Genomic DNA, 16,546 nt, shown 5'->3' with positions numbered 1-16,546 from the left:
CCCCGGCTGCGCGGCGTCGCCCGCCCATTCGAGTAGGGGGCCGCCCGCGCCCGGCCGGCCGCGCGCCGGGATCACGCGCAGCCGGCGCAGGCTGCGCCCGGTCAGCGACTTGATCGAGACATAGGGGCTGTTCGCGCTGGGCATCACATCGGTGGTGAAGCGCGGCGGGCTGCCGACCGGCGACGTCGCCAGCCCGACATAGAGCTTCTCAGCGCCGACCACGCGCGCCAGCGCATCGGGCGGCAGGACATACACCGCCTCGCCCGGCACCTCGAGCCGCCCGCCGGCGCGGCTGCTGTAGAAATTGCTGGCGGTGCGCCGCGGCCTGCCCTCGGGCGCGAGCAGCGTCGGATCGGTCGCGACCGCGACCTCGGCAAGTCGCGGCTGCCCGCCGGTGCGGATCGTGAAGCCCAGCATCGGGAAGCGATCGTTGACGTCGAGCCGGTTGGGGCGGATCTGCGCGGGCATGGCTACCTCGGGGTCGGCGGCGCGGACGCGCCTGGGTGGGGCGCGGAAGCGCCGGGTTGCGACGGCGCACGCGCGCGCACATGCGCGGCGCGGCGTTCGAAATCGGGCACGCTGCCGATCAGCGCGCTGAGCGCATCCTCGTCGTCGAGATCGGCGATGCTGCCGTTGGCGGCCTCGAACCGGTCGACCGCGCTGGTGAACATGCGCGCGAACAGCTTGGCCTGGACCGGGCCGGTGACGATCCGCGAGTGGATCTGGACGCCGCCCTGTTCGGGGCGGAACTGGCCGAAGTCGAAGATGAACTCGAACGCGTTGTGGCCGACCTCGCAATAATTGGCATAGGCCGCGAGCGGCGTCGCGACGGCGGGACAGAGGGCAGGCGGGGGAGCGGCATCGGTCATCGCCGAAGCGCCTCGCAACGCCCGTGCCAATCGACGACGTCGCGACCGTCCGGGCGCTGTCGCGGATTACAGAAAGGCAATGTTACGCGGGGTGTGTCACGCCGGTCTGACGCTGGTGTGACACCGCGACACTCCGTGCCGTCACGCGCTCGACCTTGTACTGCGCGAGCTTGCGATAGAGCGTCATTCGCGACCAATTCAGTGCACGCGCGGCCTCGGCCTTGTTCCACTGCGTGCGGTTGAGCGCCGCGATCAGCCGCTCGCGCTCGTTGCAGGCGACGCGACGGTGTGGCTCGAGCAGCCGCGCGAAGGCGGGCGGCAGATTCTCGAAGCGGATCGCGCCGCGCGGCGGATCGATGAACAGGGCCTCGGCGAGATTGCGCAGTTCGCGGACATTGCCCGGCCAGCGGTGCGCGAGCAGGCAGGCAAGCAGCTCGGGATCGGGTGCGCCGACGCGCTGGCCCTCGCGGTCGTTGAGCTCGGCGACCAGCGCGTCGAGCAGCACGGGGACGTCCTCGACGCGCTCACGCAGCGGCGGCAGCTCGAGCCGCGCGACGTTGAGCCTATAATAAAGGTCGCTGCGGAATCGGCCCGACGCCACCATCGTCTCGAGCGTCTGATTGGTCGCCGCGACGATACGGATGTCGAGCGGCACCGCGCTGCAGCCGCCGACCGGGCGCACCTCGCGGCATTCGATCGCGCGCAGCAGCTTGGCCTGCGCGCACGGCGGCAGCTCGCCGATCTCGTCGAGGAACAGCGTGCCGCGATCGGCGGCGCGCATCTGTCCGGACTGCGCGGCATGCGCGCCGGTGAAGGCGCCGCGGGCATGACCGAACAATTCGCTTTCGATCAGCGCATCGGGCAGCGCCGCGCAGTTGAGTCCGACGAACGGCCCGCGCGCGCGCGGGCTGAGCGCATGGATCGCCTGCGCGACGCGTTCCTTGCCGGTGCCGGTCTCGCCGGTGATCAGCACGGTGGCGGGCGAACGCGCGACCTTGGGCAGATAGGCGCGCAGGCGGTCGATCGCCGGGCTGACGCCGAGGATGCGTTGCTGGTCTGCAATCACGCCACACCCCCGCCGGTTCCACGCGCGCGACAGGGTCCTGGCCGAGGCGTCTGAAAGACACGGCCAAGCGGCTCCATCGAGGATGACGACTCAGGAAAGCATAGATAAAAAGTTTGTCATGTTTCGATCGACGATGCCATCAATAACTCCGCTGCCATGTCAGCGCGTTGGAGCCGCGGCGTCTGTGTTGGCGTCCTTGACGATTTGGTCGACTCGACGGCGTGCAGTGTTCGAACCCTCCTTCAACCGCTTCGAGATACAGAGGACATGACAAACCGAACCGTCTCTCGCCAGGATGCGACAAACGCGGTTGGCCGTTTTGGATCAGCTCCGGGAAAGATTGGACGAAGCTTCGGTCGCGCCTTGCTCGAATGCCGCGACATTTGCCACGCTGGACCCAGGCGCCACCATAGCGTGGCGACCGCTATGACGTTTGAGGCCGCCGCGCGCGCGCGGCATAAGAACCGGGTCGCGTCACTTGACCCAGGACGTGCCGACCGCATCCTTGTCCGCCTCAGCCGCGATGCCTTTCCAGCATTCGGGAAGAAATCGATGCGGCAGTACTTTTGCTTCACGGCTGGATCGCAGGCAGGTCGAGCCGCTTCTCTCGGGCGCAATCGAGCGCGATGTCATAGCCCGCGTCCGCATGCCGCATGACGCCGGTCGCAGGATCGTTCCACAAGACGCGCTCGAGACGCCGTGCCGCCTCGGGCGTTCCGTCGGCGACGATGACCATCCCGGCATGCTGCGAATAGCCCATGCCAACGCCGCCGCCATGATGCAGCGATACCCAGGTGGCCCCGCTCGCCGTGTTGAGCAGCGCGTTCAACAGCGGCCAGTCGGAGACCGCATCGCTGCCATCGTTCATCGCCTCGGTCTCGCGGTTGGGCGATGCGACCGAACCCGAATCGAGATGGTCGCGGCCGATCACGACGGGCGCCTTGAGTTCGCCCGATGCCACCATGTCGTTGAAGGCGAGGCCAAGCCGGTGGCGGTCGCCGAGCCCGACCCAGCAGATCCGCGCGGGCAGGCCCTGGAACCGGATCTTCTCGCGCGCCATGTCGAGCCAGCGGTGAAGCGGCGCGTTGTCGGGGAGCAGCTGCTTCACCTTGGCGTCGGTCCGGTAGATGTCCTCGGGATCGCCCGACAGCGCGACCCAGCGGAACGGCCCGATGCCGCGGCAGAAGAGCGGGCGGATATAGGCGGGGACGAAGCCCGGAAAGTCGAAGGCGTTGGCGACGCCCGCGTCGAAAGCGACCTGGCGGATATTGTTGCCGTAATCGGTGGTGGGCACGCCCGCCGCCTGCAGATCGAGCATCGCGCGGACATGCACCGCCATCGACTGCTTGGCGGCCGCCGCGACCGCTGCGGGCTCGCGTTCGCGCCGCTCCATCCATTCGGCGACGCTCCAGCCGATCGGTAGATAGCCGTTGATCGGATCGTGCGCCGAGGTCTGGTCGGTGAGCAGGTCGGGGCGGATACCGCGCCTTACCATCTCGGGCAGGATCTCGGCGGCATTGCCCAGCAGCCCGACCGAGGACGGCGTGCCCGCCGCGCAGGCCTGCGCGATCAGTTCGAGCGCCTCGTCGAGCGTCGTTGCGGCCTTGTCGAGATAGCCGGTGCGCAGCCGCATCTCGATGCGGCTCGGCTGGCATTCGATCGCCAGGCATGAGGCGCCCGCCATCACCGCCGCGAGCGGTTGGGCGCCGCCCATCCCGCCGAGCCCCGCGGTGAGCAGCCAGCGCCCCGACAGATCGCCGCCATAATGTTGGCGGCCCATCTCGACGAACGTCTCGTAGGTGCCCTGCACGATGCCCTGCGTGCCGATATAGATCCACGAGCCCGCGGTCATCTGGCCGTACATCGCGAGGCCGCGCTTATCGAGCTCGTTGAAATGTTCCCAGGTTGCCCATTTGGGCACGAGGTTCGAATTGGCGATCAGCACGCGCGGCGCGTCCGCGTGGGTGCGGAACACGCCGACCGGCTTGCCCGACTGGACGAGCAGCGTCTGGTCCGCCTCGAGCCGCTCGAGCGTCTCGACGATGCGGTCGAAACTCTCCCAGTCTCGCGCGGCGCGGCCGATGCCGCCGTAGACGACCAGTTCCTCGGGCCGTTCGGCGACATCGGGGTGGAGATTGTTCATCAGCATCCGCAGCGGCGCCTCGGTGAGCCAGCTCTTCGCCGACAGCGTCGTGCCGGTGGCGGCCCTGATCACGCGGCTGTTGTCGAGGCGGGTCATGCGGTTCCTTTCGCGAAGCCAAGGCAGGCGGCGAGGACGTGCCGGAGCGTGGGCAGCACCGCCGGATAGCGATCGAGCGGCGTCGGCCAGTTCCCCGGATCGGGCCGGTCAGGCTCCTCCAGATAGCCGCGCTGCGCGAGTTCCATCTGGATGGCGTGGACGCCGTCCGCTGGGCGCCCATAGTGGCGCGTCGTCCAGCCGCCGCGGAAGCGACCGTCGAGGACCGTGGCATGGCCGCTGGCGAGGCAGGCAGCGTGCACCGCCGCCGCGAGCGCGCCGTCGCAGGTCCGGCCGCCGTCGGTGCCGATGTTAAACTGCGGCAGCGGGCCGTCGAACAGGCGCGGTACGACGCCGCGGATCGAATGCGCATCGTAGAGCACGACGCGCGCGTGACGTTCGCGCAGCCGCGCGATCTCGCTCGACAGTGCGGCATGATAGGGCTCGAAATAGGCGCGACGGCGGCGCTCGATCTCGGCCTCGTCAGGGCCGTCCGCCGGATAGAGCGGCTCGCCGTCGAAGGTTTCGGTCGGGCATAGCGTGGTGGTGGTCTGCCCCGGATAGAGCGACGCGCCCGACGGATCGCGGTTGCAGTCGATCACGCTGCGCGAGATCCTGGTGCGGACCAGCGTCGCGCCGAGACCGCGCGCGAAGCCGTAGAGCCGGTCGACCCACCAGTCGGTGTCCTTGCGCGCGAGCCAGGGCGAAACGAACGCATCCTCCAGCTCGGGCGGGAGATCGGTGCCGGTGTGCGGCAGGCCGATCACCAGCGGCGCGTCGCCGCGATCCACTTCGACGAACTCGCTCATCCCAGCCCCGGCAGCGCGAGCGCCGCGGCCTCGACCACCGCGCCTGATCGCACCATCCTGTTGGCGGCCTCCATGTCGGGGTGGAAATGGCGATCGTCGGTGAGCGTCGGCACGATCGCACGCACCGTCGCACGCACCGCCTCCAACGCGCTGCTCGATGCGAGCGGCGCGTGGAAGTCGATGCCCTGCACCGCGGCGAGAAGCTCGATGCCGATCACCGCAGTGGCGTTGTCGACCATCTCGAGCAACCGGCGCGCGCCGTGCGCGGCCATCGAGACATGATCCTCCTGGTTGGCCGAGGTCGGGATGGAGTCGACGCTTGCCGGATAGGCACGCTGTTTGTTCTCGGAGACCAGCGCGGCCGCGGTCACCTGCGGGATCATGAACCCCGAATTGAGCCCCGGTTTCGGCGTCAGAAAGGCGGGCAGGCCCGACAGCGCGGGATCGACCAGCATCGCGATCCGACGCTCGGTGATCGAGCCGATCTCGCAGACCGTGAGCGCGATCATGTCGGCGGCGAAGGCGACCGGCTCGGCATGGAAATTCCCGCCCGACAGCGCCTCGTCGGTCGCGGCGAAAATCAGCGGATTGTCGGAAACGCCGTTGGCCTCGGTCTCGAGCGTCGCGGCGGCCTGGCGCAGCACGTCGAGCGCCGCGCCCATCACCTGCGGCTGGCAGCGCAGGCAATAGGGGTCCTGCACGCGGATATCATCGACGAGATGGCTGGCGCGGATCGCCGAGCCTGCCATCAGGGTGCGCAGCGCCTGCGCGGTGTCGATCTGGCCCTGATGGCGGCGCAGCGCCTGGATGCGCGGATCGAACGGCGTGTCCGATCCCTTCGCCGCCTCGGTCGACAGCGCGCCGGTGACCAGCGCCGTCTGGAAGAGCCGCTCCGCCCCGAACAGCCCGGCCAGCGCGTTGGCGGTCGAGAATTGCGTGCCGTTGAGCAGCGCGAGCCCCTCCTTGGGGCCGAGCGCGAGCGGCGCAAGTCCCGCCTCGCGGAGCGCCTGTTCGGCGGGCAGGCGGCGCTCGCCCGCCATGATCTCGCCGACCCCAATCATCGCGGCGGCCATATGCGACAGCGGCGCGAGGTCGCCGCTCGCGCCGACCGATCCCTGCGACGGGATCACCGGGGTCAGGCCGAAGACCAGCATCGCCTCGATCAGCGCCACCGTCTCGGGTTTCACGCCCGACGCGCCCTGCGCGAGGCTCGCCAGTTTGAGCGCCATCATAAGCCGCACGACCGGCACCGGCGAGGGTGCCCCCGTGCCCGCCGCGTGGCTGAGCACGATGTTGCGCTGGAGCGTGGCGAGGTCTGTATCGCCAATCCGCACGCTGGCAAGCCGGCCGAAGCCGGTGTTGATTCCGTAAACCGGTTCGCCGCGCGCGAGGATGCGGCCGACCGCCGCCGCCGACTCTGCGATCCCGGGCGCCGAGGCGGGATCGAGCCGCGGTGAGGCGCCGCGATAGATTGCGCGCCAATCGGCGAGCGGCACCGCGCCGGGACGCAGGATCACCTCGGTCAACGTCCCCTCCATATGCGGGCATGGAGCGGGTTGAAGCCCATGCGGTAGACGAGCTCGGCCGGACGTTCGATATCCCAGATCGCCAGATCGCACGCCTTGCCGGGCTCGAGCGTGCCGATCTCGCCGCCAAGCCCGAGCGCGCGCGCGGCATGGCGGGTGACGCCGAGCAGGCATTCCTCGACGGTCAGCCGGAACAACGTCGCCCCCATGTTGAGCACCAGCAGGATCGAGCTGAGCGGCGCGGTGCCCGGGTTGCAGTCGGTCGCGAGCGCGATCGGCACCTGCGCGCGGCGCAGCAGGTCGATCGGTGGCAGCCGCGTTTCGCGCACGAAGTAGAAGGCGCCAGGCAACAGCGTCGCGACCGTCCCCGATCGTGCGATCGCCGCGATCCCCGCCGGGTCGACATGCTCGAGATGATCGACCGACAGCGCCCCGTAGCGGGCGGCCAGCGCGGCGCCGTGCTGGTTGGAAAGCTGCTCGGCGTGCAGCTTGATGGCGAGCCCGTGCGCTTTCGCCGCCGCGAACACGCGCTCGGTCTGCGCGAGGGTGAAGCCGATCCCCTCGCAGAAGGCGTCGACCGCGTCGGCAAGGCCGCGCTCCGCCACCGCGGGCAGCATCGTGTCGCATACCGCCGCGATATAGCCGTCCGGATCGCCGGCGAATTCGGGGGGCAGCGCGTGCGCGCCGAGGAAGGTCGTGCTGACCCGTATCGGCCGCTCGTCGCCGAGCCGCCGCGCCGCCGCCAGCATGCGGCATTCGGTGTCGAGCTCGAGGCCGTATCCCGATTTTATCTCGACGGTGGTCACGCCCTCGGCGATCAGCGCGTCGAGCCTCGGGAGCGCGCTCGCCACCAGCGCGTCTTCGCTGGCGACACGGGTTGCGCGCATCGTCGAGACGATCCCGCCGCCCGCGCGCGCAATCTCCTCGTAGGACGCGCCCTGCAGGCGCAGCTCGAATTCATGCGCGCGGTCGCCGCCGTGGACGAGATGTGTGTGGCAGTCGATCAGACCGGGGGTGATCCACCGCCCGTCGCAGCGCGTCGCGACGGCGGCGTCGAACGCCGGCGCGTCGGCCGCCGGCCCCGCATAGAGGATATGACCGCCCAACGCCGCCACGACACCGTCCTCGACGATGCCGAGACCGGCGCCCGCCATGGTCGCCAGCCGTGCTTCGGTCCACAGCCTGTCGCAGCGCATCGAGGTCTCCGCCCGTGATCGCAGCACCCGCTTGGCAGGTCGCGCGCTTAATGTATAGACATAACTACCGGATCATCCAACGATCCGACAAGGCGACGCTGATGCCAGATCCGGCCTTCCATGCCCGTGCCGCGATGCTGCCCGACGGTTGGGCCGAACAGGTGCGTATCACGGTGCGCGACGGGCTGTTCGCGACGATCGAGCGCGACCGGCCGGCTGAGCCCGACGACGAGCGCCACGCGGCGATCCTGCCGGGACTTCCCAATCTGCACAGCCATGCCTTCCAGCGCGCGATGGCGGGGCTTGCCGAGGCGCGCGGCAGTTCAGACGACGATTTTTGGTCGTGGCGCGCGGCAATGTATCGCTTCGTCGACCGGATCGGGCCGGAAGAGCTGCGCGCAATCGCGCTGATGGCGCAGATCGAGATGCTCGAGAGCGGGTTCACCCGCGTCGGCGAGTTCCACTATCTGCACCACGACCGCGCCGGTGGCCGCTTCGCCGATCCCGCGGAGATGAGCGCGAGCGTGATCGCCGCCGCCGAAGAGAGCGGGATCGCGCTCACCCATCTGCCAGTCTTCTACGCGCATGCGGGGTTCGGCGGGATCGCGCCGGCGGCGGAACAGCGCCGCTTCGTGCATGACGTCGACGGCTTTGCTGACCTGCTCGAGGCAGTGCGCGGCGCCGCCGTACGGCTTCCCGACGCGGTGGTCGGGATCGCGCCGCACAGTCTTCGCGCCGTTACGCCCGAGGAGCTGGCGGCGATCACGCCGCTCGCCGGGCACGCTCCGATCCATATCCACATCGCCGAGCAGACCCGCGAGGTCGACGACTGCATGGCGTGGGCAGGCGCCCGGCCGGTCGAGTGGCTGCTGGACCACGCCGCGGTCGATGCGCGCTGGTGCCTCGTCCACGCCACCCATGTCACCGCGCGGGAGACTGCAGCGATCGTCGGGTCGGGCAGCGTGGTCGGCCTGTGCCCGATCACCGAGGCCAATCTCGGCGACGGCATCTTTCCGGCGGCGCGCTTCCTCGAGCTGGGCGGGCGGTTCGGCGTCGGTTCGGACTCGAACGTGCTGATCGATGCGACCGAGGAACTGCGCCTGCTTGAATATGGTCAGCGACTGTCGCTCGGACAGCGCAACGTCGTCGGCGGAGGGCGTGCGTGCTCGACCGGCGACGCGCTCTACCGCCATGCGCTCGCCGGAGGCGGGCAGGCACTCGGCGCGGGCGGAGTCGGGATCGCGGTGGGCGAGCCCGCCGACTTTCTCAGCCTCGATACCGATCACGCCTCGCTGCTCGGCCGCAGCGGTGCGCACCTCGTCGATGGGCTGATCTTCGCCGCCGGCCGCAGCGCGATCGACGGTGTCTGGCGCCGCGGCAGGCGGCTGGTCAGCGATGGCCGCCATCATGCGCGCGACAGGGCGATGCACGGATATCGCCGCGCGCTCGCAGAACTGCTCGCATGAGCCAGCCGCTGCACGAGCGCATCCGAAGCGACATCGAGACCGGCATATTGTCGGGCACTCTGGCACCCGGCGACCGGCTGTCGACCGAAGTCGAGCTGATGGCCCGATATGGTTGCGCGCGGATGACGGTGAACAAGGCGCTGTCGGCGCTATCCGCGGCGGGCCTCGTCGATCGGCGCAAGCGCGCCGGCTCGTTCGTCGCGTCGCCGCGGCTGCATGCGATGGTGCTCGACGTGCCCGATCTGCCGCAGGAAGTGACCGCGCGCGGACAAACCTATGCCTTCCGCCTGATCGAGCGGCGGGTGCGGACGGCGAAGGCGACGGGTGATGCGGCCTTCGACGTCGGCGCCGGCCGCGTGCTCGAGATTGTCGGCGTCCATCTCGCCGACGACCTGCCGCTCGCGGTCGAGCAGCGCTGCGTCAGCCTGGCCGTCGTGCCCGCGATCGAACACGCGAGCTTCGCCGAGGAACCGCCGGGCACCTGGCTGCTCCGCAACATTCCCTGGACCGAGGCCGAGACGCGGATCGCGGCGATCGGCGCGGACGCGCGGAACGCCGTGCTGCTGCACGTCGAACCGGACGCGCCGCTGCTCCGGATCGATCGGCGGACGTGGCGCGGGCAGCACCGCGTCACCGCGGTCCGCCAATGCTTCCGCGCCGGCGCCTACGATCTTTGGGCGCGGTTCCGCACCGAGGATGCCGCCGGACGCCAAACCACATGAGCGACGTGGCGCGGCTCCGCACCATTTTCCTTTGCGTCGCGTCAACCGATCGCGCAGCCTGCGGGCGGCATTGCCAAGAAGGATGATCGATGTGCAGGCGCGCCGACGGCACCGAAGCGGCGAGGCCACGCTCGAGGATCGCACGATCCAGCAGGTCCCGCTCGATCAGCGCCATGGCCGGCCACGCGATCTCTTCACGCTGTGGTTCGGGACCAACCTCACCACGCTGACCATCGCGACCGGTGCGCTGTGCACGACGGTGTTCCATCTCTCGCTCGCCGCCGCGCTGTTCGCGATCGTCTTCGGCAATCTGTTCGGCGCGATCTTCATGGCGCTGCATGCCGCGCAGGGGCCGCATCTGGGCGTCCCGCAGATGGTCCAGACCCGCGGCCAGTTCGGCGCGCGCGGCGCGCTCGCGGTGATAGCGTTCGTCGCGGTGATGGACGTCGGCTTCTTCGCGTCGAACCTCGTGCTCAGCGCGCAGTCGCTGCACCGCGCCTGGCCCGGCGCGAGCCCGAACCTCGCGGTGGCCGCGGTCGCGATCCTCGGCACGCTGGCGACGATCGTCGGCCATGATCTCATCCACCGCTTCACCCGCTGGATGAGCTGGGCGGGCGGGCTTGCGATCGCCGCCTGCTTCGCCTGGATACTGAGCCATCACCCCGCCTTCGCGGCCGTCACGCCGTCGACGACGACGATCGGCGCGCTGCTCGGCGCGATCTCGACCTCGGTGCTGTGGCAGATCGCCTATGCGCCCTATGTGTCGGACTATTCGCGCTACCTCCCCGCCGAGACCGGGCAGCGCGCCGCCTTCTGGACCAGCTATTGGGGCTGCGCGCTGGGATCGATCCTGCCGATGGCGCTCGGCGCGATGCTGGGCACCCTGTTCCCGACGCAGGACATCACCGAAAGCCTCGCCGGCGCGATCGGCCCGCTGGCCTATGTCGCGATCCCGATCCTCACGCTGGCCATCGCCGCTGCGAGCGCGATCAGCCTCTATTGCGCGGTGCTGTCGACGATCGCGATCGTCCAGACCTTTGCGCCGGCCTGGCAGGCGCGCGCGGCGGCGCGGACCTGGCTGTCGCTGGCGCTCGCGCTGGTCGCGGTCGCGATGGCGGTGCTGGCGGGCCCGCACTTCATGGAGACCTACACCAATTTCCTGCTGCTGCTGCTCTACGTCATGGTGCCGTGGACCGCGATCAACCTGGTCGACTATTATATCATCCGACACGGCGACTATGACGTCGCCTCGTTCCTACGCGCGGACGGCGGCATCTACGGCACATATCGCGCGCCGGCGCTGATCGCCTATGCGGTCGGCATTGTGGTGCAGGTGCCGTTCGTCGCGAACGCCCTCTACACGGGGCCGATCGCGCGGCTGCTCGCTGGAGCGGACCTGTCGTGGATCGCGGGTCTGCTGATCGTCGGCCCGCTCTATTACGGGCTCGCGCGGCACTCGCGCGCATCCGCCGGATAGGCCGCCGCATCGCTGAGCAGCGGCCCCGTCGATCAGAATTTCTGGCCGAAGCGGATGCCGAAATATTGCGGCTTGACCGGATAGACGCGGGCATATTGGCCGCAGATGCCCGGCACGCAGACCGAGTTTTTGCTGAGGATGCCGCGCTCGTCGAACGCATTCTGGATGAACAGCGATGCCGTCCAATTGGCATAGCTGGTGCCCACCGAGAAGTCGGCGGTGGTGAACTGCTTGGTCGGCTCGCCGTAGAAGGTGCCCGCATCGGCGAGCAGCAGGTGGGTGGTGGTCCCGCCCTGGTGGTTGGCAGTGCCCTGGACGAAGCTCTTGAACGGCCCGACGTTGAAGTCGTAGCGCGCGGTCGCGGTGAATTTGAGCTTGGGCGTCACCGGCAGTCGCGTGCCCTTGGCGGCGAGCACCGAACCGTCCTGCGCGCTCAGGAAGTCCGACGTCAGCTTGGCGTCGACATAGGTGCCCGATGCCGACAGCGTGAGATGATGCGCGTAGGTCCAGCTGACGTCGCCCTCGACGCCGCGTGACCGCGCGGAACCCGCGTTGACGGTATACTGAATGCCGAGGATGCCGGGCTCGGTATACTGGACCTTGTTCCAGTCCTCCCAGAACAGCGCGCCGTTGATGCGCAGCGTATGGTCGAACCAGCTCGTCTTCCAGCCGACCTCGTAGTTGGTCAGCGTGTCGGGCTGGTAGGGGCCCGGATCCTGGATCTTGCCCAGCGCGAAGGCCGGTCGGTTGACGCCGCCTGGGCGGAAGCCGGTCGAATAGGTGAAATACACCATCCGGTCGCGGTCGATCTTCCAGGTGAGATTGGCCTTATGCGTCTCGCCGGACTCGTTGACCTTGCCGTTGATCGCCTGGCAGTCCTGCGCGACGCCGGTGCAGTTGAAATGCGCCAGCGTGCCGGATCCGCCCGAAAAGCCGGTCAGCGTGTTGTGCGCGATGAAGCCGCGGATGCCGCCGGTGAGCGTCAGGTTGGACAGGATATCGTAGGAAGCGTCGGCGAAGGCGGCATAGTCGCGATCGGTGCGGTGGATGTCGGTGAAGAAGACGTCGTTCGAATTGGCGCCCGGCACCGGCGAGTCGTAATAGACCACTGCGTTGGCGAGGCCGTCGACCTCATAGTCGGCGATGTGGTGATCGGTCTGACGTTGCATGAACATGCCCGCGGTCAGCCGGATCGGCTGGTCCTTGGGCGAACTGATGCGCAGCTCATGCGACATTTTCGTATAGGTGTCGTGCGCATGGTAGATCTGCGTCGGATCGAGATCGTGGCCTGCGGCATCCTTGTAATAATTATAGTCGGTGATCGCGTCATAGGCGACGGAGAAGTAGGAATAGTCCTGCGTATTGTCGACCGTGCGGTTGAAATAGGATCCGGCATAGGTCACGTCCCAATCGCTGATCTTGCCCTCAACGGTGAGCGAGGCGAGGTACCAGTGATCGCGATTATGGTCCGGCGTGAAATCGTGGACGGTAAGGTCGCCGGCGTTAGGATCGTACAGATAGGTGCCGTGCGCGACCTGATGCTGGTAGTCGACACCCGGCGTCACGGTCCAATCGCCGCCGAGATCGACCTTGAGCAGGGCGCGGCCGCCATAGGTATCGATGTCGTTGAAATTGTTCTTGGCGAATTTGCCATTGTCGATGGTGAGCGGAGCATCGACGACCGAGCCATCGGCAGTGTGATCGTTCGGCCGCGCGTAGGTGCGTTCGGCGAAGCTGTTGTCGATATAGCCGCCCTCATGGTCGTAGAAGCCGACGAGGCGGATCGCGGCGCGGTCGCCGAGCGGTACGTTGACGAAGCCTTCGGCCTGGCCGCCGGCGTTGCCCGCGCCGAATTTGTCGCCCTGGAGATTATAGCCGGCCGAGAAGCGCGACGTGTCGGGCTGGTTGGTGATGATCCGCAGCGTCCCGGACAGCGAGCTCGCGCCGAACAGCGTGCCTTGCGGACCGGCCAGCGCCTCGACGCGGCTGATGTCGTAGACATGGAAATCGACCGAGCTGCCGATCGTCGTCAGTGGGATCTCGTCGACATAAAGGCCCGAGCTGGGCAGCGGGCCGGACTGGATGCCGTCGCCGCCGGTCGCGATGCCGCGGAAATACAGTTCGCTCTGACCAGGACCGAAGCTCTGGAAGCTCACGCTCGGCAGCAGCTTGGTATAGTCGTCGAGGCTCTGCACCTGATGCTGGTCGAGCGTCGCGCTGCCAAGTGCGGTGATGCTGATCGGCACGTTCTGGATGTTCTCGGCCCGCTTGGTCGCGGTGACGATGATCTCCCCGTTGACCGGCCCGCTATCCGTCGCGCCCGACACGGACTGCGCGAGCGCCGGCCCCGCCAGCGCGCTGGTCGCGAGCAGCGTCGCAAGACGGACAGAGCTTTTCGTGACGCCGCCGAGACGCATGATCATCGAGATTCCCCCTGCTGCGATTGCGCAGTCGTTTCGGGGCGAGCATCTCCGCTCCGCCGCCTCGGGTCAATCCGGCGTTGTTGCAGCGCAGTTACAGCCCGGCAGCAAAGTGCGGCGGGAGGTGCGATTTGAGGACGGTACGGAGCGGTCCGAGCCAGGGGTCATAATGACGCCATTGGTCGAGCCCTTCGCGAAAGATCGGGCGACGGACCTGTTCGGAACTCGCCGTCTGGATTGCGCGGTCGGTTTCCCAGAAGCGCAGGCATGCGGGCTCGAACGCCAGCCCGCAGGCGGCGAGCAGGGCGCGGACCGCGCGATCGGTATCCTCGACCATGTCCTCGTGCGCGACGCGGTGGACGCGGCCCGGCAACACGGCATCGACATGCGCCATCGCGCGGACGTAATCGGCGTAATAGCGGCCGATCTCGGCCAGCGAGTAGCTGAAATTCTGCCCGCGCGCGAAATGCTGCTTGAAGATCGAGAAGCCGCAGCCGAGCGGATGGCGGCGCGTGTCGATGATCGTCGCGTTGGGCAGGATCAGGTGGATCAGCCCGACATGCGCCCAGTTGTTGGGCATTTTGTCGATGAAGAAAGGGCGGTCGGTCTTCCGGTGGATGCGGACGCGATCGATATATTCCTCGCCAAGCGCCCGGAGCGCCGCGGGATCGCAGTCGGCGATCGCCTCGGGATAGTGCGAGAGGTCGCTGCGCATCCTGCGTCCCGACAGGCGATGCGCGAGCGCCTGAATGTCGGGAAGCTCGCGCGTGCCCTCGACCTGGCTGTGACTGGCAAGGATCTGCTCGACCAGCGTCGAGCCGGATCGCGGCATGCCGAGCACGAAGATCGGATTTGGCGCGAGGCAACCCTGACCGGCGCGCGCGGCGAAAAAGTCCGCGGTGAACAGCGACTCGCTACGGACGACCTGATCGTGCGTCTCGTCGGCATCGTAATCGACGCGCTCGCGCCGCAGCCGGTTGCCCTGCCCATAATGGCGGAAGCTCGCTGCATAGTCCCCCGCATCCTCGAGCGCCTTGCCAAGCGCGAAGTGGAGATGGAAGCGATCGTCGAAGCCGAGCGTGGTCCGGTCGTCCGCCAGTGCCGTCCGCATCGCCGCAATGTCGTCCGCGCCGAATGTTGTGGCCTTGAGATTGGCCAGGCTCCACCACGCCTCGCCCATCGCGGGGCGCAACGCGATGCTGCGGCGATAGGCGGCGATACCGTCGTCGCGCCGGCCGAGCGTCTTGAGCGTATGGCCGTAGCTCATCCACATCGCTGCGTTGTCGGGGCGCCCGCGCAGGGCCTTCTCAAATTCGGCGAGCGCGTCGCCATGCGCGCTGATCGCGCCGCGGGCGGCGCCCGAAAGGTTTCGGAACGAGGGATTGTCGGGCTCGATCTCGAGCAGGCGATCGATCTCGATGAGCGCCTCGGCCGGGCGATGCTGGCGATTGAGCACGATCGCGAGATTGTAGCGCGCCATCAGAAAGCCGGGCGCGCGCGCGAGCGCGCGGCGGAGCAGCGCCTCGGCCTCGCGATTGTGCGCGAGGCGGCCTTCGAGTTCGGCCAGCATCCGCATCGCGGCGACGTCGGTCGGATGGTCGCCGAGATGCGCGCGCAACAGCGCCTCCGCAGCCGGCAGGTCGTTGCCCGAAAGCGACAGCGCCGCCTTTCGAAGCCGCGGATGGTTCACCGCGACGGCGATGTGGCGCCGATAGGCCTCGTCGGCCTCGACGAAACGGCCGCGGCCATAGAGGAGATCGCCGATCAAGCGCGAGCCATGCGGCGAGCGCGGATCCCGTCTGCAGGCCTCTGCCGCAATGCCGATCGCCTCGTCCTCGCGATTGGTACGTGCAAGCGCTTCGGCGAGCAGGAGCAGCGTCTCGACATGGCCGGGAACCGCATTGAGTATCTCCCGTGCCTGTTCGACGGCGAGCGTCGGGTCACGGTTGAGAAGGCCCCTCGCATGACCCAGAGCTACATCTAGCGTACCCGTCGCATCCCGCACCGCTGGCTATTCCTTCGTTCACGACATTGATCGCGCAGGCATTCAGCCTAGTGCGTCAAGAGCGCCGCGCAACATCGGGATCGGTGGTCGGGAAAAGCAGGGTGCACGGTCTTGCACATCCCCGATCTCGAGACGGACGACGTCGCAGCCGCGCTCTTTGCTATCGATCGCAACGTCGAACAGCGCCTGATCGCGCAACTCCGATGTTGGTCGGATTAGAAGCGGATGCCCATATCGGTTCCGGCCGCAGAGCTCGTTTTGCTCCGACCTTTCGTTCCACGTTTCAAGCGTGACGGTTAGCTGTGCCGGGATCGAGTGCCGACGGGCCCAACGAGAGCACCCAAGGCGCCGCGGCAAGCAGACGATCGCCTATCGCAGCAATCTTTGCCGTTCGATTGTTCGGCCTGCGGCCGTGTGCCCGGCCGTTCGGGTCGCTTTCTGTATCGCCATTTCTGTTTCTAGGGTTGGGGAGTTTCGGAAAAAACATCGAGAGCGAGATCTGAAGAAGTACGGCGCAGAACGGGCACGTTCCTGTTGAAGTGGGGAATTGGTAGCGGGTAAGTAGTGCTATCGCGAAAACAACCTCCAGGGTGGGCAGGATGTTCGATAAACGGTACCGCGTGAAAACGAAGATCGGACTGCTCGTCGCGGCTTTGTGCGCGGCATCTTCAATTGCTGCCCAATCACAGGCAGGGCCTACCGTAACTGCTCACCTGGTTGGCAGAAAAGTGTTGCGAGAGGCGCTCGGATTTGA

At 67.9% G+C, this 16,546-nt stretch carries 12 protein-coding genes; 3 read left to right on the top strand and 9 right to left on the bottom strand.

Translation table 11 applies throughout. The annotated features are described in order from the left end of the window. From Q0326_RS06860 to hutI, 7 genes are all read right to left on the bottom strand, one after another. On the bottom strand, positions 1 to 468 hold a 468-nt coding region (locus tag Q0326_RS06860), incomplete at its 3' end, for a hypothetical protein (protein WP_298688501.1). Between the two features lie 2 nt (positions 469 to 470). Continuing rightward, the gene (locus tag Q0326_RS06855; protein WP_298688499.1) at positions 471 to 869 is read right to left on the bottom strand and encodes a DUF3467 domain-containing protein; all 399 of its coding nucleotides are present in this window, start codon (positions 867 to 869) and stop codon (positions 471 to 473) included. Between the two features lie 82 nt (positions 870 to 951). Next, positions 952 to 1,935 carry a sigma 54-interacting transcriptional regulator gene (locus Q0326_RS06850; RefSeq protein WP_298688497.1) on the bottom strand — a complete coding sequence of 328 codons (984 nt, stop codon included), beginning with the start codon at positions 1,933 to 1,935 and terminating at the stop codon, positions 952 to 954. Between the two features lie 571 nt (positions 1,936 to 2,506). After that, positions 2,507 to 4,174, bottom strand: coding sequence for a urocanate hydratase (hutU, locus tag Q0326_RS06845; protein ID WP_298688495.1), 1,668 nt, complete (start codon positions 4,172 to 4,174; stop codon positions 2,507 to 2,509). Beyond that, positions 4,171 to 4,980 carry an N-formylglutamate deformylase gene (gene hutG, locus Q0326_RS06840; RefSeq protein ID WP_298688493.1) on the bottom strand — a complete coding sequence of 270 codons (810 nt, stop codon included), beginning with the start codon at positions 4,978 to 4,980 and terminating at the stop codon, positions 4,171 to 4,173. Before hutG ends, hutU begins: the two co-directional genes overlap by 4 nt. After that, a complete protein-coding gene (gene hutH / locus Q0326_RS06835; RefSeq protein ID WP_298688491.1) occupies positions 4,977 to 6,506 on the bottom strand; it encodes a histidine ammonia-lyase in 1,530 nt (509 codons plus the stop codon). The genes hutG and hutH overlap by 4 nt, the downstream gene beginning before the upstream one ends. Further along, positions 6,503 to 7,702, bottom strand: coding sequence for an imidazolonepropionase (hutI, locus tag Q0326_RS06830; protein ID WP_298688489.1), 1,200 nt, complete (start codon positions 7,700 to 7,702; stop codon positions 6,503 to 6,505). The genes hutH and hutI overlap by 4 nt, the downstream gene beginning before the upstream one ends. A gap of 101 nt (positions 7,703 to 7,803) precedes the next feature. On the opposite strand from hutI, the gene Q0326_RS06825 reads away from it, so the two are divergent. The 3 genes from Q0326_RS06825 (at position 7,804) to Q0326_RS06815 (ending at position 11,367) form a co-directional block, all read left to right on the top strand. Next, entirely contained in the window at positions 7,804 to 9,168 is a 1,365-nt protein-coding gene (locus Q0326_RS06825) for a formimidoylglutamate deiminase (RefSeq protein WP_298688487.1), read from the top strand. After that, complete coding sequence (locus Q0326_RS06820) at positions 9,165 to 9,890, top strand: UTRA domain-containing protein (RefSeq protein ID WP_298688485.1); 726 nt, start codon at positions 9,165 to 9,167, stop codon at positions 9,888 to 9,890. The genes Q0326_RS06825 and Q0326_RS06820 overlap by 4 nt, the downstream gene beginning before the upstream one ends. 91 nt (positions 9,891 to 9,981) lie before the next feature. Beyond that, positions 9,982 to 11,367, top strand: a complete 1,386-nt coding sequence (locus Q0326_RS06815) for a cytosine permease (protein ID WP_298688483.1) — start codon at positions 9,982 to 9,984, stop codon at positions 11,365 to 11,367. Between the two features lie 32 nt (positions 11,368 to 11,399). On the opposite strand, the gene Q0326_RS06810 is transcribed toward Q0326_RS06815, so the two are convergent. Together Q0326_RS06810 and Q0326_RS06805 are read right to left on the bottom strand one after the other, a co-directional pair. After that, positions 11,400 to 13,790 (bottom strand): TonB-dependent receptor, encoded by a 2,391-nt coding sequence (locus tag Q0326_RS06810; protein ID WP_298688481.1) that lies wholly within the window; start codon positions 13,788 to 13,790, stop codon positions 11,400 to 11,402. A gap of 91 nt (positions 13,791 to 13,881) precedes the next feature. Then, complete coding sequence (locus Q0326_RS06805; RefSeq protein WP_298688479.1) at positions 13,882 to 15,792, bottom strand: tetratricopeptide repeat-containing sulfotransferase family protein; 1,911 nt, start codon at positions 15,790 to 15,792, stop codon at positions 13,882 to 13,884. Positions 15,793 to 16,546: the final 754 nt, after the last annotated feature.

The sequence above is a fragment of the uncultured Sphingomonas sp. genome (assembly GCF_937859915.1).
Lineage (GTDB): Bacteria > Pseudomonadota > Alphaproteobacteria > Sphingomonadales > Sphingomonadaceae > Solisphingomonas.
The sequence above is the reverse complement of the archived record's forward strand: the minus strand, read 5'-3'. Positions and strand labels throughout refer to the sequence as shown.